We start from the raw sequence: 19480 nt of genomic DNA, 5'->3' as shown, positions 1-19480 counted from the left end.
TGGGTATCGGTGAGGGATCACAGGCAGCAGGAATTCGTAGTGGCCTGGGCCTAGGTCCCGTTCAGGTACGTCCTGGCAAGATGGTGGAGGCGCACCTGGGTGCGCCTTGGTCTTGCGCCCGTTATGCTCAGGGTTTCAGGATGATGGCGCCGGCAGCAGTGCCGTCCTCGAGTGACGCATGTGCGCGGGCTGCATCTGCCAGAGGGAAGGTCTGCCAGATCGACGGCTTGAAGATGTCTTGTGCCACGGCGTCGAAGACGTCATTCGCGCGCTCACGGTACTCGTCGATATTCGTCGCGTGAAGCGCCAGACCGGGGCGCGTCAAGAACAGCGAACCCTTCGCGTTGAGCGTCCCAATCTCGACTGCAGGAGGAGCCCCCGTGGACGCGCCAATGGAGACCATGAGGCCTCTGGGACGCAGGCAGTCCAACGAGGTCGCAAAAGTAACGCGACCGACGCCGTCGTACACCACGTCAGCCTTACGTCCATTGGTCAGGCGTGAGACTTCTGCCGGCAAGTCGCACTCACCCCAGACCAAGACGTCATCGCAGCCTGCAGCACGGGCACGCTCGACGCTGGCCTGCTTCGAGACCACGCCGATCACGGTGGCGCCCAGATGCTTCGCCCAAGGTGCCAGAATCTGCCCAAGCGCTCCTGCTGCGCCGTAGAGCAACACGACCGTCCCGGCCTGGACCTGGTAGGTGGACTTGATCAGATATTGCGCGGTGATACCCTTGAAGAGCACCGCGGCGGCCTCGTCGAAACTCAGGCTGTCGGGCAACTTGATCAGGCGCTCAGCGGGATAGAGGCGACCCGTGGCATAGCTGCCGAGAGGTCCCAAAATGTAGGCAACCCTGTCGCCGACAGCGACATTGCGAACTTCGGATCCGATAGCGGTCACGCGTCCGGCGCCTTCCAGGCCCAGGCCGTTTGGCAATGGAATCGGCACGGCGCCCGAGCGCTGCGTCACGTCTAGGTAGTTGACGCCAATCGCTTCATGCTCCACCCATGCCTCGTTCGGTCCTGGAGTGGCACGGTCGCCATCGGTCAATTCAAGTACTTCTGGCCCGCCAGTGCGCGCCAATTTGATGATTTGCACCATTGCTTGTTCCCTGTATTCAGTCGCGATCACGTTGACCTGCGATAGGCCGATACTGATCTCTTGACATTTCCTGATCAATGGTGCTAGGTGCAGATCACTAATGCATCTCGTGCAGCAATAGGGACGCGGTTTGCGTTATGAAAAGCCATGCGTACGCGAGTGTCGGTTGTGGTTCTACATTGACCACCCGAGTTCGACAGTTCGCACCCAAAATCGGTCTATTTTGACCCCTCACCTCTAATAACCATGCGGGTTCCAGCGTGCTTCTCGCCAAAACTCGTGTAATGGCACGTTTTTGTCGCGTGATGTTTTTGTTGACAGCACACTTAGCCAATATAAAGTAACGGCATGTTCGTCAAAGTCACCACATCCGGCACGCGCCGTTACGTCCAGTTGGTCGAGGCTTACCGCGACGATCACGGCCGCCCCAAGCAGCGCACCGTCGCAACGCTTGGACGACTGGATCAGCTCAGTTCTGAACTCGAGTCGGTCATTTCGGGCTTGCTGCGCGTCACCGGCCGCTCCTTACCGGAACCCGCGGCGCCGCCTGCCATGGCCTTCGAGTCGGCACGCGCCCTCGGCGATGTCTGGGCGCTGACCGAGCTCTGGAACGAGCTGGGCTTTGACCAACTGCGCCAGACCTTCCGCCGCACACGCCACGGCATTGACGTCGAAGCACTGCTGCGGGTGATGGTGCTCAACCGGCTATGCGATCCCGACTCCAAGCTCGGCGTGCTGCGCTGGCTGGAAACCGTCAGCCTGCCTAGCCTTGCCGTCGAACAGATTGAGCACCAGCACCTGCTGCGCGCGATGGATGCGTTGATCGAGCACCGGGATGCCGTCGACCAAGTGGTCTCCGCGCTGCTACGCCCGTTGCTGGATCAGGAACTGGCGGTGGTGTTCTACGACATGACCACCATCCGTGCCGAAGGCCTGTCGCAGCAGGACGGCGACGTGCGTCAGTTTGGCATGGCCAAGGAAGGGGTGATCGCTCGCCAGTTCATGCTCGGCGTGGTGCAGACCGCCGACGGCATCCCGCTCTATCACGAGGTGTTCGACGGCAATACCGCCGAAGTCACCACGCTCAAGCCGACCATCGAGAAGGTGATCCAGCGCTTCCCGATCCGGCGCGTCATCGCCGTCGCCGACCGCGGGCTGCTGTCCACCGACAACCTGGCCGAGCTGCAGGCGATCACATTGCCGAGCGGTCAGCCGCTCGAGTTCATCCTGGCGGTGCCCGGGCGGCGCTATAGCGAGTTTGTTGAACTGCTGGCGCCGTTTCAGCAGGCGCATTGCCTGAGCGCAACGAAGGAAGTCACCGGCGAGCTCGAATGGGAAGGCTTGCGCCTGATCGTTGCACACAATCCGGACACGGCCGCCGACCAGGGCGTACAGCGCGACCGCACCATTGCCGAGCTGGAACGGAAGGCCGCCGAGTGGACCGGTAAGCTCGACGCGCAGGATACCGGCCAGCGCCGTCGCGGCCGCAAGCTGTCGGACGGCGGCGCGCGGGCGCGCTTCTACCATGAGGTGTGTGAAGCCCATCTGGCGCGCATCGTCCGGGTCGACCTCAAGAGCGAGCTGTTCAGCTACAGCATCGATGAGCAGGCGCTCGCCCATGCGCGGCTGATGGACGGCAAGCTGCTGCTGGTCACCAACGCCGCCGATCTGACGCCCGGGCAGGTGATCGAGCGCTACAAATCGCTGGCCGATATCGAACGCGGCTTTCGCGTGCTCAAGTCGGAAATCGAGATCGGGCCGGTGTACCACCGGTTGCCGGATCGTATCCGCGCCCACGCGGCGATCTGCTTCATGGCGCTGATCTTGTACCGGGTGATGCGTCAGCGTCTTGCTGCCAGCCAAAGCGGACTATCTCCCGAGCGGGCGCTGTCGCTGCTGCGGCGGATTCAGCATCACCGCGTCACCCTGAACAACAGCCAGCCAATCTCGGGGATCTCATCGATCAGTCAGGAACAAACCGGCATCCTGTCTGCCTTGCGGGTCAAAAAACCGACCGCCAGCAAGCAGTTACCCCTTCTGTAGTGGAGCGTTTCAAACTCCACCATAGAAGAATCAATGACTTATGCGTTTAACTGTCGAAGTCGGGTGACCACGTTCGTGTTATCAGGGCCACCCAAAGCACCCGTGATCACTTGGCGGAAGCGTAGTATTCTGGATGGCAGGGTGTGGACAACGAAGATGCCATGCTCGATGCGAGCATCGTGCTAAGCAGCGTTTAGGGGGAAAGCATCAGTGAGATTGTCGCTCGCTCATCATGCGACGTCGTTTTGCGGGCGTTACCGGCTACTCTTGTAGCCCAGTCAAGAGAATGATGCCGAATTGAGCAGCATTGGCTGGCGGCGACTACTAGAGAAGTGTGGCCGCAACGCCAGCACAGCGGTAATTTTTCTTCATGCGATTGGTTAAGATCGAAGCTCAAGACGAGCAGAGCCTAAATTAAACATTTACCTAGCTGGTATGAATTTTCTCTTCGGCATGCTTTACCTATCTAATGCGTTTTTCAGGCGCTCCAGCGCTCCATCTGCTTGAATCAAAGCCAAGCCGGAATTGAAGTCGGCTAGATGCCTTTCCCAGTTTGGTGAGTTTTTGGAGAAAGCTATATAAAGCCAGAACCGATATACCGGCGGGTCGAGCCAAACCAGTTTGTCACGTAAGTTTTTAAGCTGGTTTTGAAGAATATAGTCTGCAACTCGTTTATCCATCAGAACTAAATCAACTCGTCCTGCAGCGAGTTTAAGAAGATTGTTGGTGTCGTCAACAGCCTCGTCAGTGTTTAAGTGTGCGGCGGCGAAATTTGGGGGGTCAAGATTGCCACGCACCTTGCCGATGGTAAGACTGCCAAGCTTGGATAAATCGTGAACATCAACTTGTTGATTTGCTCTTGCATAAAATCCAACCACGTTTAGTAGTAATGGTTTGCTGTATGCTAAAAATGCTGTTCGATCCTCTGAGTGCCAAACATCCAAGATTCCTGCATAACTTCCCTTTTTAACTTCCTGAATGGCTCGCGCCCATGGCTTATATTCGATTTTAACAGTGTATCCCATTCGCTGGAATGCTGCTCGAGTAATGGCGGTGATAATACCCTCCTGAGGTAATGAACGTCCCGTATAGGGTGGGTAATCTATGGATAGCATGGTTATTGTTTCTGCGTGGGTGAAAAATGAGGAAAGGCATAGAATTATTGTTATCAATGCATCAAGACAATATTTATTCAGCAATCCTAATGAATAGGGTGTCCACATTACATCTCTCCCAGGGTCGATATCTTTCATCAATGTCGTATGCACCTTACCCGATTAAGACTAGTGAAAAATGGGGCTATGATTGGTAGGCCTTGTTCGTTGTGCAAGCTCCATGCTTCTGACTTATTTATATTTTTAGCTCAACGTCGGAACTGCTGCACGATGAAAGATGCTTGCTCTTAATATGCCTCATGAAAAAGCCCGGTCATTATTGACCAGGCATGTCATTCATCAAGATTAAGAAGAAATGGGCTAGCAGGCTGTTGAAAAAAATCGACACCCATTTGGTATAATTTCCCGACCCAGTCAGCCTGAGCACCCGATGAGAGGCATACAAGACGAACAAACCGACTTGTTCGGCTACGTGCGACTGGAGGATCGCATCCCCCCAGGCGCACCCGCTGAGCAAGATCCGCCAGATGGTCGACCTGATGCTCACCTGCATGGATGAACTGTTCGATTGCAGCTACTCGGCCATCGGGCGCCCTCGATTCCGCCCGAACAGCTGCTGCGGGCCTCTCTGCTGCAGGTGCTCTATTCGATCCGTTCAGAGCGTCTGCTGGTCGGGCAACTGGACTACAACCTGCTGTTCCGTTGGTTCGTCGGTCTCTCCGTCGATTCCCGCATTTGGGACCATTCCACCTTTTCGCAGAACAGCGACCGCCTGTTCACCGAGGAGGTGGCCAGGAGTTTCTTCCTGCGCGTCCGTACCTTGGCCGAGTGGGGAAAGCTCACCAGTGATGAGCACTTCAGCGTCGATGGCACACTGATCGATGCCTGGGCGTCACACAAAAGCTTTGTGCGCAAGGACAATGTCAGCTCGCCACCGAGCGATGGCAGCCGCAATCCCAACGTCGACTTCCACGGCGACAAGCGCAGCAACAAAACCCACCAGTCGCGCACCGACCCCGAAGCCAAATTGATACGCAAGAGTTCTGGCGATGCCAGTCGGCTGTGCCACATGGCGCACATCCTGATGGAGAACCGCAACGGCCTGATCGTGGACGTCGCTGTCTTCGAAGCCAACGGCACCGCCGAACGCCAGGAAGCCCTCCGAATGCTTGCGCGCAACGCCAAGCGCGGCAGCACTGTCGGTGCTGACAAGGGCTATGACACGCGCGACTTCGTGCGCGGCTGCCGCAAACTGGGCATCACGCCGCATGTGGCGAGCAAGAAAAGCGGCAGCGCCATCGATGGTCGGACCACGCGCCATCCGGGCTACCAGGTCAGCCAGCGCGTTCGCAAACGGATCGAGGAAGGCTTTGGCTGGCTGAAAACCGTGGCTGGCTTGCGCAAGACCAAGCTGATTGGACGCGCCAAGCTGGTTGGGCAAACGCTGTTGGCGTTTGCCACCTACAACCTGATCCGTATGGGCAGTCTGTCCGGTGCTTGGGGTGGATCGCATGCATAGGGCGAATTGCACCCAGAACCGCCGGAAATCCGGCGTGAAACACAGCAGTCCCGGCAAATAGCCGCCAAATCTGGCTTCTGGCCGTTTGATTCGACCCACTTTGTTCAAAACGAAGTGGGTTGGGGAAGAAATAGGCGACTATTTCAACGGCCAGCTAAGCAATCCCACAGGCTTTTACCTCACGCCGGGGCAAGTATCTGATCTGGAAAATGCCGATGCTCTGCCTCGTGAGGCTCTTGCCGATCTAGTCATCACCGACAAGGCTTATCAAGAACTTCATTGCCAGGCTCAAGCAGTACTAGGTTATTGCCGCAAGCTACGATAAGATGTCAGCAAATTCCTTGGAGCCAGCTACCAAACTGTCCCCATCATTTGGCTTAATTGACGACAGGGCCGGGCTGGCCCGATAACGTAGCGTAGTAATATAGGCCGGCAAACAGGCACTACGACACAACTGATAAAGCAATACCCTTGTACAAATAACCTCCTCCCGGCAAGGAATGAACGACAGGCATATCAAGGCGTCTCGATCTGCCATGGAGGGCCGTTGCTGAATTTCTCCTCGATCCATTCCTTGAAGGCGAGGGTGGTTGCTGCCGGAAACTTGGCCGAGGGGCGTACCAGATAAATCCCGCCTTGGACATCAAGATGCCAATCCGGCAGTACACGTACCAGTCGGCCCGCCGCGATATCGCGATTCATCAACCATTCGCCTGCACCCAGTATGCCAATACCGGCTCGAGCGGCGGCGAGAAGTGCTTCGCTGTCATTACTTGTGATCGGCCCTTTAGCTACGACCGTTTGCTGTCGATCACCGTTGGACAGACGCCATTCCGAGAAGGAAACAAACCCGCTGAAGCGCAGGCAGTTGTGATTGGCGAGATCCTGGGGCGTTGTTGGCAGCCCGTGTTCTTCGATATACGCGGGAGAGGCGCACAGGATGCGGCGGTGATCGCCGAGCTTCTTGGCGATCAATCGATTGTCGTTCAACTCGCCAATCCGGATGGCCATGTCGAATCCTTCTGCGATGATATCGACGAAGCGCTCGCTGTAGTCAGCAACAATCGACACATGGGGATGGGCTTTGAGGAACTCCGGCAGCATCGGAGCGAGCCATAGCCGCCCCATGGCGGCGGGTAGGGCTAAATGCAGCATGCCGTGAACCTCTGCCGCCCCCGCAGATGCTTCCTGCTCCGCCTCTGTGATCAATCCGATGGCGGCGCGCAGCCGTTGCTCCAGCTGTGCGCCGGCATCCGTCATACGGACTTGCCGGGTGGATCGCTCGATCAACCGGACGCCGAGGCGCTTTTCCAGCGCCGCCACCCGTTTGGACACGACCGTTGGGTGACGCTGCAACAGACGACCGGCGGCCACGAACGATCCCTCGGATGCCACGGCGAGCAAGGCGGCAATCTCGTCGCTGTGCTGGATGTCTAATAAGTCGTGCATCATGGTTCCAAGATGATTACCCCGGACGACCGTCCGGATTCCAAATCGGCGAGAGCCGTCGCTACCGGTATCTTGACCAGCCGCTTGGCGGGGTAGAGACGAGCGGTGGCATAAGCCATGCGGTCTCCCACCTGAACATGGCTTACCCCGGAGCCAACGGCGGTGACACGTCCGGCACCTCCCGCCCCAACTCCGACAGCAGGAGCACGCGCACCGCGCCATTACGCTGCATCACATCCAGATAGTTCACGCCAATGGTTTCTTGCTCTACCCAGGCTTCCCCCAGTCCAGGTGGGGACAGGGGGACATCCTCGATCTGCAAGACTTCAGGTCCACCAAAACGACTAAACCGGACTACAGAAACCATCGTTGTCTCCTTGTGGTGTGAGGGGCGTCCCTGACTAGGATGGTTAGGATTATGAGAGCCCAGTTTATGTTAGACAATGCAGCTATTTTGCATTTCATTGATGCGTGTGGTGCAGCAATTGGCAACTGCCACTTGCCGGCACCGGCAACAAAGTGACAAGCTGATTGCAGCAAGCTCAACCGGTAAATATTCCTGAATCGGTTGTCGTCGATAGGGGTACAGCGGGTTGGCAGATGTTGGTGCGTGAGGGGGAGTCCGCTTTGGCCAAAGTGTCTATTCAACTTGAGCCAGATTTACAGACTCTGAAATAGAACATCCCACAACCTATCCTCTGCGAACCAGAAGGGAGCTGTTGCGCTGCTGAGCAAAATGGTGATCAATCTGCTGCGCAGCTCGTTGGCTCGACTTACAGAAGAGCCTGTGAACTGGCTGAGATGACGACGAAAGGATGCGTTTGCTGGGGTTTTCTCCAAAATGGCATTTTGTAGTGGTCAAGTATTTCCGGACACCGCAATAGGTACCTGACCAGTCGTTTGCCGCTCGAAGGCGTTAGGCGACTGGTAGCCTAATTTTGAATGCCGCCGGCGGGTGTTGTAGAACCCTACGATGTAGTCAGCCACGTCACGCATTGCCTCTTCCTGATTGGCGTAATTGCGCCGCCAAACGCGCTCCATCTTCAGATTGAGGAAGAAGCGTTCCATTACCGCGTTGTCCCAGCAATTGCCTTTGCGGCTCATGCTGCAGACCAGACCGTGGCGTTGCAGCAGCGCCTGGTATTCAGCGCTTGCGTACTGGCTGCCACGGTCGGAGTGCACAATCAGTCCGGCAACTGGCTGACGCTGTGCAATCGCCATCTGCAAGGCCGTGCAGACCAGTGCCGCCGGCATCGTCGGCGCCATTGCCCAGCCGACGATCTTGCGCGAGTACAGGTCAAGTACCGCCGCCAGGTACAGCCAGCCCGTCCGGGTGCGGATATAGGTTATATCCGACACCCAGGCCTGGTTTGGTGCTCCCGGTTCGAACTGGCGATCCAGCACATTCTCAGCTACGGGCAGGTTGTGTTTGCTGTCAGTGGTGTGAACAAATTTGGGCTTCCAACACACGCGCAGGCCATGTTTACGCATCAGTCGACGGACACGATAGCGGCCAATCATCATGCCTTTCCCGGCCAGTTCGATCACAAGCCGGCGACTGCCATAGGTGGCCCCGCTCGCCTCAAATGCGGCCTTGACCTGCACAGTAAGGGCACAGGTCGCAGGCTCGCGAGCAGAACGCTGGCAAGCGTCGTAGTAACCGGAACGGCTGATACCGAGAAGTCGACAAACACGGCGTACGGGGGTGGCCTCCTGTTGCAACTGACGAACCAGCCGCTGGCTTACTTCAGTTCCCGGGCGAAGAAGGCCGATGCCTTTTTTAATATTTCGACATCCTGGCGTAGCCGGCGATTCTCTTCCTCGAGCTGACGGATACGCTGCTGTTCTGCTGTCAGCGGCTTGCCCAGCCCGGGTTGGCCGGCCTGTTCGGCATCGAACTGCGTGAGCCAGCGCCGCACTGCGGTTTCCCCCAGTTCCATATCCCGGCAGACTTGGCTGACGCTCAAGCCCTGCTCCTTGATCATCTTGACGACCTGCAGCTTGAAGCTGGCGTCGAAGCTTCTTCGTTTTCGTGTCATTCAACTTCCCTCGATGGATGGATTATCCACCTATCGAGGTGTCCGGGGAGATTGAACCACTACATTTTGGATCAAAGCGCCTTGCTCCTAAAATTAATCTTCAATCTGTCTTGCTACTCCGTAGGCGGCCAAGAACACCTCAACTGCGTGCGTACTGGCTTGGTGGATCATCTCAGGGGTCAGATTCGGCGCAAACCCAATCGGCCCTCCCCAGTTGATCTCAGCCTCGAATAGCGAAAGCATTTGCTGAGCCGCTACCCGGGGGTTCTTGACCTTCAATCGACCGGCTTGCGTGGCAGCTTGCAGGTAAGCTTCGATGATTTGCACTGCTTGCTTGTTACCCAGTTCCCAACATCGCTCGGCATCGGCGCGATCGGTCATCGTCGTCATAATAAGGCGTTTGAATGCAGGTGCCTCAGGCAATGTGATGGCATTGATAAAGCACTCCCCGAGTCGGGTCAGCACCGGACCGGGCTCTTCGTCGCCGAGGGTGGGCAACTCTAGAAAGATCGGTTCAGCCTCACTCCCCAGCCGTTGATGCACGACACTCATGAACAGCTCTTCCTTCGACGGGAAATAGCCGTACAGCGTCGGCTTGGAGCACCCCGCCCGCACGGCTATCTCAGCCATTGACGCCTTACCGTATCCCAACTCCATGAATACCCCTGCCGCGACTTCCAGAATGGTTTCGCGTCGTGCTTCAGTCCGTAAACGCAACTACGATCCTCCACTTTATTTCTTAACCGATGAGTTAAGTATTACTTGACAAGCTTTCCTAGTCAAACGAATAATTTAACTCATGAGTTAAGTTATTCATGTGTCGTTAGGATTCCAGACCTACCTCCTAGCGGCCACGATTCTGGAAGTCCTATGATCTTGAAGCTATCTCCTTTCATCCAGGCCGCGCTGGGCACAGCTTGCCTACTTACTTTGGCCGGTTGTGCCAGCGTCGGCCCAGACTACGAACGACCGGCCTTGAAGATGCCGGCCAATTGGCAAGCGGCGGTTCCCCACGATGGCAGTACCCGCTCACTTCTCAGTTGGTGGCAGTCCTTTAATGATCCGACCCTTGATGATCTGCTCAAGTCAGCAGAAAACGATAACCCTACCTTGGCAAAAGCTGCTGCAGCCATTGCATCGGCCAGAGCGAGCTACCGTGAGGCCTCCGCAAGCGCCTATCCTTCCTCGACCATCGAGGCAGCACATACCCGTTCCGGTCCCTTCAACTCGAGTGCAAGGGGGATTGCTACCGTCAACTCCGGTGAACTGGATGCCAGTTGGGAAATCGATCTGTTTGGCGCTGTAAGACGTAGCAGGGAATCTGCCAGCGACCGGGTTGAGGCTGTCGAGGCAGATTGGCATAGCGCACGCGTGTCGCTGGCTGCCGAGGTCGCCAGTGAATATGTCAACTACCGGGCCTGTCGACTCCTTAGCGAGAATCAGCAGCAAAATCTCGACTCGCTGCGCAAGACAGAAAGCACAACGTCCTCTGCCGTGAACGCACAGTTGATGGCTCCAGCCGAGTCGATCTTGGCCCAGGCCAGTGTTGCGGGGGCGGCAGCCAGCTTGAATGTTCAAGAGGCGGAATGTGACTTGAGCATCAAGGCGCTGGTTGCACTGACCGGCCTTGAGGAGCCGGCCCTTCGGGCAACACTGATAGATACCGCTCAAAAGATCCCAAGCCCAACAGTGCTCAATGTGACGACCTTGCCGGTTCAACTGTTGAGCCAGCGTCCGGATCTTGTCTCGGCTGAACGTAATTTGGCTGCCGCCAACGCAGATATCGGTGTGGCGGAAGCCAACCGCTATCCGCGTCTCTCTCTGCTGGGCTCGGTTTCGGTCAACCGGACCCAGACTGTGGGAGCTCCCGCGGTTCAGACCAATCTATGGTCCTTTGGCCCCTCGCTGAGCATCCCGCTGTTCAACGGCGGGGCTCTTCGCGCCCAGGCCGACAAAGCCCGGGCTGACTACGTCTCGGCCCTGGCAACCTATCAGTCCGCAGTCCGGAATGCGGTGAAGGAAACCGAACAGAGCCTGGTCCGGCTCGACGCGGCCAACCGGCGTAGCCAGGACCTGGCCAATAGTGCTCGCGATTACCGCCGCTATTTCGAAACCGCACGCCAGAACTGGCAGACCGGCGGGATCAGTTTGCTCACACTGGAAGAGGCCAGACGCAATGCCTTACAGGCCGAGCAGAATGCCATCGCAGTACAGCGCGATCGGGTTTTGTACGGAATTGCCTTGTATAAGGCACTGGGGGGCGGCTGGCAGGCCACTCAGGACACGAAATCAACTGGAGCAGGACAATGAAGCGTAAGACCCGCGTACTTTTCATCGCCTTATCGGCAGTCTTGGTGATCGGTGGTGTGGTGCTGGCGAAGGGGATGCCTGAGCCAGCAAAGTCCACATCCGATAAGGCTAAGATCAGCCGCCCGAGCTTGGCCGTTGAGCTCGTGCGCCCCCATCAGGCGACCTGGCCGCAGAGCTTGGCTGTCAGTGGTGCCTTGGCACCTTGGCAGGAGGCCACCATCAGCGCTGAAACTGGGGGGCTTCGCATCGTGGCTCTGCATGCAGATGTCGGCCGCCGGGTAAAACGGGGGCAATTGCTAGCTGAGTTGAATAGTGACACGGTAAAAACCGATTTACTGAAGGCCCAGGCGGCTGTCGATTCTGCCCGAGCAAGTCTGCGCGAGGCTCAAGCCAACGTGCGCCGGGGGCATGCCGTTCAGGAGAGCGGGGCCCTGTCCGGGCAGCAGATAGAACAGTATGAGATTACGGAGCAGAGCGCCAAGGCCAACCTGGCGTCTGCTGAAGCCTCCCTGGCCGCTGTCCGAATCAGGCTCGCCCAGACTCGCATCCTGGCGGTGGATAATGGGGTCATCTCCTCCCGTATGGCTACTTTGGGGACGGTGGTCAGTAGCGGTAGCGAGTTGTTCCGCCTGGTGTGCGATGAACGGGTTGAATGGCGTGCTGAAGTCGATGCGAATCAACTTCCCCGACTGGCACATGGGCAGAGGGCGATGGTTACCCTGCCTGGTGGAGAGACGGTCGAGGGTAAAGTGCGGCAGTTGTCGCCAACCTTGGATAGTAAAACCAGGACCGCTTTTGCCTACGTCGACTTGCCTGTAGAGGAACGTATCCGTGCCGGTGCCTATGTAACAGGCCATATCGACCTGGGGGAGCAGGCGGCCTGGACGGTTCCCAGCAGTGCCATCGTTTTGCGGGACGGACGCAGCTACGTCTTCACGGTCGATTCGAAGCGAAGCGTTGTCGCGCAACGTGAGGTGGTCATCGGACGGACACGGGGTGATCGTATCGAGATCACCCGTGGGCTTGCATCAACGACCCTGATCGTCCGTAATGGAGGAGCATTCCTCAATGATGGTGACAGCGTTCGCATCCGTTCTGCCAAGGAAGCTGCATGAATCTCTCTGCTTGGTCTATCCGCAACCCGGTACCGGCCATTCTCCTGTTCGTGGTGTTGACCCTGCTTGGTGTAATCGGTTTTCAAAAGCTCGGCATTCAGAATCTGCCGGACATCGAGTTTCCGACCATCATGGTCAACGCCTCCCTCGAGGGTGCCTCGCCCAGCCAGCTTGAAACCGAGGTTGCTCGCAAGCTAGAGGATCAAATTGCCACCCTCTCGGGCGTACAACATATCAACACCACGATAACCGATGGGACCGCATCAATCAGCGTTGAATTCGCACTGGAGAAGAACAGCGAAGAGGCCCTCAATCAAGTACGCAATGCGGTAGACAGTATCAAAGGGCTCTTACCGGCAGCGATGCTGTCCCCCACCATCGCCAAGGTCACCACCAGCGGTGGTGCCATTGTCTCCTACACGCTCCAGTCGGGTCGCATGTCGGAGGCCGAGTTGTCCTGGTTTGTTGATAACGAGGTGGCCAAGGCTATGCGGGCCATCCCAGGAGTGGGCGACTTCAAGCGGGTAGGAGGCATCGATCGTGAAATCCTGGTGGAACTGGACCCTGCCAAGCTCAACGGCCTGGGTGTCGGACCGGCAACCGTCGCGGCCCAGCTGAGCGCCATTCAGAAGGATCTTTCCGGGGGCGAGGGCCGCTTGGCCAACCAGAACCAGTCCTTGCGTATTCTGGGCGCAGTCAGGACTGCCGCTGAGATGGCCTCCTTGCCGATTACCCTTGGAGATGGTCGTCATGTGCGCCTCGACGAGGTGGCACGAGTCAGTGATACCCATGCCGAACGTTCGTCTTACGCCTTGCTCGATGGCAAGCCGGTGATTGCCTTCCAGATCACCCGCACCAAGGGCGCTGGTGAAATAGCCGTTGCCGGGGCGGTGAAAGCGGGCATCGCCAAACTACAGCAGCAACACCCGCAGGTGAGTTTCAAGGAGGCCTACAACACGGTGCGCCCCATCCAGGAAAGTTACCATGGGTCGATGCACCTCTTGTATGAAGGGGCCGTGCTTGCGGTGCTGGTCGTGTTCTGGTTCTTGCGTGATTGGCGCGCCACGCTGGTTTCGGCTACCGCCTTGCCGTTGTCGATCATTCCCACCTTCGCTGCGATGTACTTGATGGGTTTCAGCCTCAATATGCTGACCCTGCTATCTCTGGCGCTGGTCATCGGTATCCTAGTTGACGATGCCATTGTGGAAGTGGAAAACATCGTTCGCCACTTGCGCATGGGCAAGTCTCCTCTGCAGGCAGCGACCGACGCGGCCAACGAGATCGGCCTGGCAGTGGTTGCCACGACACTGACTCTGGTTGCAGTGTTTCTGCCGACAGCCTTCATGGGAGGAATTGCGGGCCGCTTCTTCCGCCAATTCGGACTGACCGCTGCAGTGGCGGTACTGGCATCGCTACTCGTGGCCCGTCTGTTGACCCCGATGATGGCTGCCTACCTACTCAAAGGCGATCATTCAGAGGAGTCGGATGGCTGGCTGATGAAGCGTTATCTCGGGTGGGCACGTTGGTGTCAACAGCATCGCAAGACGACGGCGGTTGTGGCAGTTGGTTTTTTTATCGGCTCTCTGGCGCTGATTCCCCTACTGCCCACCGGGTTCGTACCGGCGGCGGATAAGGCCCAAACTCAAGTCACGCTCGAGTTGCCACCGGGCAGCCGCCTGGATGATACCCGCTGGATCACGGAGCAGGCCATGCAGCGGCTGGGCAAGGTCCGGGATGTGAAAGAGATATTCGCGGCCGTGGGTACAGCCTCCAGCGCTGGGGGATCTGGTGGTGTCGACACAAGTGAAGACGTCCGCACGGCGACCTTGATCCTGAATCTGACACCCCGTAGCGAGCGTAGTTACAAGCAGGCCATAATCGAGCAAGACATCCGCCAAGCCCTTGCGCCCCTTCCCGGAACCCGCGTGAAACTCGGCAGCGGTAATAGTGGCGAATCGTTACAGATCGTGCTGGCAAGTGACAACGCGGCGGCTCTGGAAACCGCTACCAAAGCAGTGGAGCGGGGACTGCGCACGCTGGGCGGCATCGGAGCAGTGACATCCGGTGCGAGTCTGCAGCGGCCGGAAATCCAGATCAAACCCGACTATGCCCGCGCCGCCGATCTAGGCGTCACCAGCACTGCCCTGGCGGATGCGGTGCGGATTGCAACCCACGGCGACTATTCGACCAGCTTGGGGAAGCTGAATCTACCCCAGCGTCAGGTTGACGTACGTGTGCGCCTGACCAATTCGGTTCGGCAGGATATCGATGCAATTGGCCAAATCCGTGTTCAGGGCACCAACGGACTAGTGGCGCTGAGTAACATAGCCGATATCCGACTGGGCAGCGGACTCAGCCAGATCGTACGCCGGGATCGGCTGCGCCAATCCACTATTACAGTCGAACTTGGCGGGCGCAGCATCGGAGCAGTGATGGCTGAGGCTAACCAACTGCCGGCCCTACGTACTTTGCCCAGTGGGGTGACCCAAATGGCGGCGGGTGACGCTGAAAGAATGGCCGAGCTGTTCGGTAGCTTTGGCTTGGCAATGCTGGCTGGTATCCTGTGCATCTATGTCGTGCTGGTACTGCTTTTTCACGATTTCCTGCAACCCGCCACCATCTTGGCTGCTCTACCTCTCAGCGTGGGCGGGGCCTTCATGGCGCTGCTGGTCACAGGCAACAGCTTTTCCCTGGCGTCCATCATCGGCCTTCTGATGCTTATGGGTATCGTGACCAAGAACTCCATCTTACTGGTGGAGTATGCAGTGGTAGCAAGACGGGGGCATGGCATGAACCGTATGGATGCGATTATGGACGCTTGTCATAAACGAGCCCAACCCATCCTGATGACTACGATTGCCATGGCGGCCGGCATGCTGCCAATCGCTCTGGGATGGGGGGCCGACGACCCCAGCTTTCGAGGCCCCATGGCGATAGCCGTGATCGGTGGTTTGCTGACCTCGACCTTGCTCAGCCTGCTGGTCATTCCGGTGGTGTTTACTTATGTTGACGATGTGCTGATTTGGTTCAGTCGCCGTTTCAGAAGAGCATCTTTCGGACGTGAGCCCGAAAAACGCCCAGCCTGAAGCTCTGACACTGGCTGTGGCCAATATCACAGCAGCCAGTGTCAGAGGGGCCGACGACCTAGGGTCAACCACGAAGTGAAATGCTTTGCTGTTGGCCAACGGCTCAGGTCAGTGCCTCATCCGAGATCAGCCGCAACGCCAGATAGGGCCCAATGCCGTGGATCTACGGCAAATCGACACCAGTCAGTTGATATAGAGCAGGCCGGGTGTCAAAGCTTATCGCGTTAGGTTGCCGGGTATTGTGAGGTGCCGAGGGCAGCGGCGTTTCCGGAATCCGCTTTCCGACGTTCAATCGGGTAAGCATCCGTTCAATTTCTGCATCGCATTCCTCGACACGGCCTTGGTAGAAATCATAAAGGTCCAATGCCTACATGAGCGAGAACAAGTGCTCTGACTGGTAATTCCCATGGCAGCCTGGATTGTTTTGGTGCTGGCTTTGCAGTGCACGTCGCGCATGCGTGCAAGCACCCTTGGATCACGCTCGCCAGCCAGAATGGCACGAATGTTCTTCATGCCCAACTACATGGTCTCACCGAGGAACTGCCATTCTTGATGCCACCCGCGAATGATTACTTCCAGGATCTGCAGCAAGACTAGCCGCTGCCGCAGGCTGGTTAGTGGCTCCCCCCCCACGCGTAAGCGTTCAACCCGCTGCATTGGGACCGGGCTACGTGACGGGTGAACGAATTGGCAGCCCGCTGCTCGTTCAGTTAAAGGTTCAGGAGGAAGCGTTTCTGTTCTTGAAGGCTCATTCGTGTGGGGTGGGGTGGTGTTCACGGCGGGTCCTGCGATGCCTCCAGACCAGAGCGGTCAGCAGGACGCACACGGCGAAGCCCAGGGTCAGCGCCATGCTCAACAGAATGTCGTGTGGGGTAAACATGCTCGGGCTCCTTGTGCGTGATGAACAGGATGACGGGCTGGCCGTCAGAAGGATGGTAGCAAACCAGAAGGCCGACTCAAGGGGGGCCTCCCGTCATGGCCTGCTGGGCCGGGGCGGTGTGCCCTTTGGCCCGCTCGGTGAATGGCCTCATGTAGGGGAAACCGGCCCCGTGGGGAGCCGGCTTGGCCTGGGCCGTGTCAGGTCGCGCGGAGGGAGGTCAGTCCGGTGCGGATCGCGTCGTCCAGCGCCGACATCGCCCGCTTCTCCGTGTCCGACACCAGGGTAAAGCCGATGGTGTCCATGGTGGCTCCGGTCAAGCCGCCATTGATGTCCCGGAGAAAGTCGCGCAGATCGGCCGCTTTCAAAAGCGAGCGCCCACTGGCGGACTCGAGCGCCCAGCGCACCAGTGCGTTCGAGGTATGTCCGGCGATCCGCTCCACCTGCCCGAGGCCGGGCACTGTGCCGAGCCCCGCCAGGATACGTGCCGCCGGCGTGAGAGGCTCGCCGGTTTTCCAGCTTGTTCCGGTGAACAACTCGTAGGCCGCCAGGAGGTTGCCCACGAAGGGAGTGGCTTCGACGAACGCTTCGCCCCAGTCGGAGCGGAGATTCAAGAAGCCATACCTTACTAACCACGCGGGGATCGCGGAGTAGATCGTCGGCACCCGTCCGTAACGCTGCAACAGCGCGGGGACGTGGCCGGATACTTTGTTCCCGGCAAACCCGGCCAGGTCCTTCACCAGACCCTGGGCGATGTCCGACAGCAGCCGCGCCAAGGCGTCGGTGTTCCCCCCTTTGTCGATGGGAAACTGACTGCCGTTCAGCTTATCCGGTAGCGTCAGGGCCACGCGCTGGACCCGGCGCGCGGACACCGCCACATGCTTCGTCAGATCCAGCTCCGTGGGGCGGTCGTTGGTGTTCACGATCGACACGGTCGGTTTCAGGATGCCCGAACCGAGGCACATCACGGCCACGCCGGGGGCGGGTAGGGAGAAGTGACTGAGGTCGTTCGGAATCGGCGTGTCCGCCTTCATCTTGATCATGCGCTGCATCAGGTCGGCGACCGCCTGCTGCGCCGAGGCGACGTCGTGCAGTTGGTTCAGGTCGAAGCCCTGACCCGCGCCGGACAGGTCGTCGACCAGGCTGGCGATGTCCCGCAGCGGGGCCAACAGCGCCTCCTTGTTGCGTGCCAGCTCGAACTCCAGCGCCCCGGTTGGCCGCACCTTGTTCAACAGCCGGCGCGTGCGGTCGGTCAGCCCGCTTTGCACGGTCTTGTCGCCGGCGGTCCGCAACAGCCAGAGCAGGGCCTGCAAGTCGGCCCGGAGTGCCCGATCGGTCTTGCTGGCCACCAGCATGTCGCGGTAGAGCGGGTGCAGTTCGCTCGGCAAGATACGGTCGAGGGGGACCAGCCGGAACCGTTCCCCGGCGATCGGCGCCGGGATACCTGGGTCGAGACAGTATCCCTGCTCGGTAAACTGGCATGCGCCTCCGGCCGGAAGGGTGAGCACGCCCTGGCGGATGCCGAACGCGCCCGGCGTCGGCTTGATCAGCCGTTTGCCGCCGGCCTCGACGAGGGCATACCCCGCATCGAGCTGCCGGAACAGCGGGACAAAGGCCTGCGACAACACGGCGAACTCCGCCAGCGTCAGCGTCTCCTGGCGCTGGGCCGCGCTGAAGGCCCGGTTCCAGTTCGCCATGGCGAGTCGCAACGAGGTCGGAGTCACCGCCGGGTCCAGGTGGCCGGCGAGGGTTTTTTTCTTGAGGAACTGGTCAAAGATCGCCGCGGCCTGTTCGGCCTGCCGCGCTTCCTCGGGCGTCATGGCGCGCCCGGAGTCGTACTCCAGTTTCGGGCCCAACAGCTTCCCCAGCGTGCCGTGACCGGGGGTGGCGCAGCCGGCCACGCCCAGGACCGGCGTCGACAGCAGCAGCCGGCGCAGTGGGTCAATGGACATCCGTTCTCCTTATGAATGATGGGGTGGGCGGTTTGCTCCGGCATGGCCAGCCCGGGACCGGCCGCGCGGTGGCCCCCATGCCGCGGCCTTGCCCGTGACAGCGGCCAGCCGGACGAGGAGAAGGGGCGTTGGGTGGGACGCCTGTCTATTGCCCACCCTCAACCCGCGCCACCTTCCCGGTGAACTCGTCGGCGGCTCAGGACTTGTCCAGCATGCGCTGGTGCACCCAGCCCTCGCCGGTCTTCACCATGATCGTCGTGCCCTTGACGGTTTCACCCTGGGGCACCACCTCCTTGCCATAGGCCGCCTTCACCGCCGGATCCTGGGACCAGTCGGCGGCCTCCTTGACGCGGAAGGAGTAGTTCACCTGACTCACGGTGACGCCCATCAATGGCGAGGGCTCCGTGAAATTGGTCACATCCACCACTTCGAGCTGGCCGTAGCAGAAGCCCTTGTTCTGCTTGCCCCAGGTGGCGTAACTCTTCTGGCCTTTATCGGTGAGGGCATAGGTCCGGTAGGTGCGGTTGGCCTTCATGAGGCCTGAGCCGGAGGCTTCCTGGGTTTCCGTGACCGTCAGTAGGCCCACTTTCGCCAGGGCATCCAGTTGCGGCAACGAGTGAACATTCATGTCATAGGAATGGGGGCCGGACCAGACCTTGAGGGGCAGCGTTTTATTCGTCACATACAGGCACGCGGGATTCGCCTCGAAGTAGGCGTTGATCGCCTTGCTGAAATTGTCATTGGAGGCGGCCTTGGGGTCCGAGCAGCCGGTCAGGGCAACCATCAGGGCCAGGGCGCACGGGGTGAGCGAAGCGAGCTTCATCAGATACCTTTCTTGTTGGTGTTGAGCGAAGAAGTTGGGGACGCGCGCAG

Annotated in this window: 14 protein-coding genes and 1 pseudogene; 6 read left to right on the top strand and 9 right to left on the bottom strand. The window is 58.8% G+C overall.

Annotated features, from left to right (window positions below):
* Window positions 1-127 precede the first annotated feature (127 nt).
* Window positions 128-1102: a quinone oxidoreductase gene (locus PSEMAI1_RS0110960; RefSeq protein ID WP_024302921.1), complete on the bottom strand. Its 975-nt coding sequence runs from the start codon at window positions 1100-1102 to the stop codon at window positions 128-130.
* Between the two features lie 348 nt (window positions 1103-1450).
* On the opposite strand from PSEMAI1_RS0110960, the gene PSEMAI1_RS0110955 reads away from it, so the two are divergent.
* Window positions 1451-3145 (top strand): IS1634 family transposase, encoded by a 1695-nt coding sequence (locus tag PSEMAI1_RS0110955; protein ID WP_024302920.1) that lies wholly within the window; start codon window positions 1451-1453, stop codon window positions 3143-3145.
* Window positions 3146-3603: 458 nt separating this feature from the next.
* Here the strand turns inward: PSEMAI1_RS0110955 and PSEMAI1_RS21250 are convergent, their stop codons facing one another.
* The gene (locus PSEMAI1_RS21250) at window positions 3604-4398 is read right to left on the bottom strand and encodes an ABC transporter substrate-binding protein (protein WP_084612665.1); all 795 of its coding nucleotides are present in this window, start codon (window positions 4396-4398) and stop codon (window positions 3604-3606) included.
* A gap of 292 nt (window positions 4399-4690) precedes the next feature.
* On the opposite strand from PSEMAI1_RS21250, the pseudogene PSEMAI1_RS20580 reads away from it, so the two are divergent.
* Window positions 4691-5779: pseudogene (locus PSEMAI1_RS20580) on the top strand (IS5 family transposase).
* Between the two features lie 100 nt (window positions 5780-5879).
* A complete protein-coding gene (locus tag PSEMAI1_RS21770; protein ID WP_156943122.1) occupies window positions 5880-6104 on the top strand; it encodes a hypothetical protein in 225 nt (74 codons plus the stop codon).
* 191 nt (window positions 6105-6295) lie between these two features.
* Here the strand turns inward: PSEMAI1_RS21770 and PSEMAI1_RS0110945 are convergent, their stop codons facing one another.
* From PSEMAI1_RS0110945 to PSEMAI1_RS22005, 4 genes are all read right to left on the bottom strand, one after another.
* Window positions 6296-7231 (bottom strand): LysR family transcriptional regulator, encoded by a 936-nt coding sequence (locus tag PSEMAI1_RS0110945; RefSeq protein ID WP_024302919.1) that lies wholly within the window; start codon window positions 7229-7231, stop codon window positions 6296-6298.
* Between the two features lie 139 nt (window positions 7232-7370).
* Complete coding sequence (locus PSEMAI1_RS20575) at window positions 7371-7595, bottom strand: hypothetical protein (protein WP_024302918.1); 225 nt, start codon at window positions 7593-7595, stop codon at window positions 7371-7373.
* Window positions 7596-8086: 491 nt separating this feature from the next.
* Window positions 8087-9267, bottom strand: a protein-coding gene (locus tag PSEMAI1_RS0110935) for an IS3 family transposase (RefSeq protein ID WP_232219893.1) whose coding sequence is annotated in 2 segments (ribosomal slippage) — window positions 8087-9000 and window positions 9000-9267 — 1182 coding nt in all. Because the reading frame shifts where the segments join, the coding sequence is not laid out codon by codon here.
* Window positions 9268-9360: 93 nt separating this feature from the next.
* Window positions 9361-9984 carry a TetR/AcrR family transcriptional regulator gene (locus PSEMAI1_RS22005; RefSeq protein WP_024302915.1) on the bottom strand — a complete coding sequence of 208 codons (624 nt, stop codon included), beginning with the start codon at window positions 9982-9984 and terminating at the stop codon, window positions 9361-9363.
* Window positions 9985-10137: 153 nt separating this feature from the next.
* Between PSEMAI1_RS22005 and PSEMAI1_RS0110920 the strand changes: the two genes are divergently transcribed.
* From PSEMAI1_RS0110920 to PSEMAI1_RS0110910, 3 genes are read left to right on the top strand one after another with little or no spacing between them, the layout of a single operon-like run.
* On the top strand, window positions 10138-11577 hold the full coding sequence (locus tag PSEMAI1_RS0110920; protein WP_024302914.1) for an efflux transporter outer membrane subunit: 1440 nt from the start codon (window positions 10138-10140) through the stop codon (window positions 11575-11577).
* Window positions 11574-12692 (top strand): efflux RND transporter periplasmic adaptor subunit, encoded by a 1119-nt coding sequence (locus PSEMAI1_RS0110915; RefSeq protein WP_024302913.1) that lies wholly within the window; start codon window positions 11574-11576, stop codon window positions 12690-12692. Before PSEMAI1_RS0110920 ends, PSEMAI1_RS0110915 begins: the two co-directional genes overlap by 4 nt.
* Window positions 12689-15778: an efflux RND transporter permease subunit gene (locus PSEMAI1_RS0110910; protein WP_024302912.1), complete on the top strand. Its 3090-nt coding sequence runs from the start codon at window positions 12689-12691 to the stop codon at window positions 15776-15778. The genes PSEMAI1_RS0110915 and PSEMAI1_RS0110910 overlap by 4 nt, the downstream gene beginning before the upstream one ends.
* Window positions 15779-16526: 748 nt before the next feature.
* On the opposite strand, the gene PSEMAI1_RS22315 is transcribed toward PSEMAI1_RS0110910, so the two are convergent.
* The 3 genes from PSEMAI1_RS22315 to PSEMAI1_RS20895 form a co-directional block, all read right to left on the bottom strand.
* Window positions 16527-16658 (bottom strand): hypothetical protein, encoded by a 132-nt coding sequence (locus PSEMAI1_RS22315; protein WP_255327051.1) that lies wholly within the window; start codon window positions 16656-16658, stop codon window positions 16527-16529.
* Between the two features lie 197 nt (window positions 16659-16855).
* A complete protein-coding gene (locus PSEMAI1_RS0110895; RefSeq protein ID WP_024302911.1) occupies window positions 16856-18607 on the bottom strand; it encodes a pre-toxin TG domain-containing protein in 1752 nt (583 codons plus the stop codon).
* A 196-nt stretch (window positions 18608-18803) separates the two neighbouring features.
* Window positions 18804-19430 (bottom strand): ubiquitin-associated-like domain-containing protein, encoded by a 627-nt coding sequence (locus tag PSEMAI1_RS20895; protein WP_024302910.1) that lies wholly within the window; start codon window positions 19428-19430, stop codon window positions 18804-18806.
* Window positions 19431-19480: the final 50 nt, after the last annotated feature.

The sequence above is a fragment of the Pseudogulbenkiania sp. MAI-1 genome, assembly GCF_000527175.1.
GTDB lineage: Bacteria > Pseudomonadota > Gammaproteobacteria > Burkholderiales > Chromobacteriaceae > Pseudogulbenkiania.
Note: the sequence above shows the minus strand (reverse complement) of the source record. Positions and strands in the feature narration are given on the sequence as shown.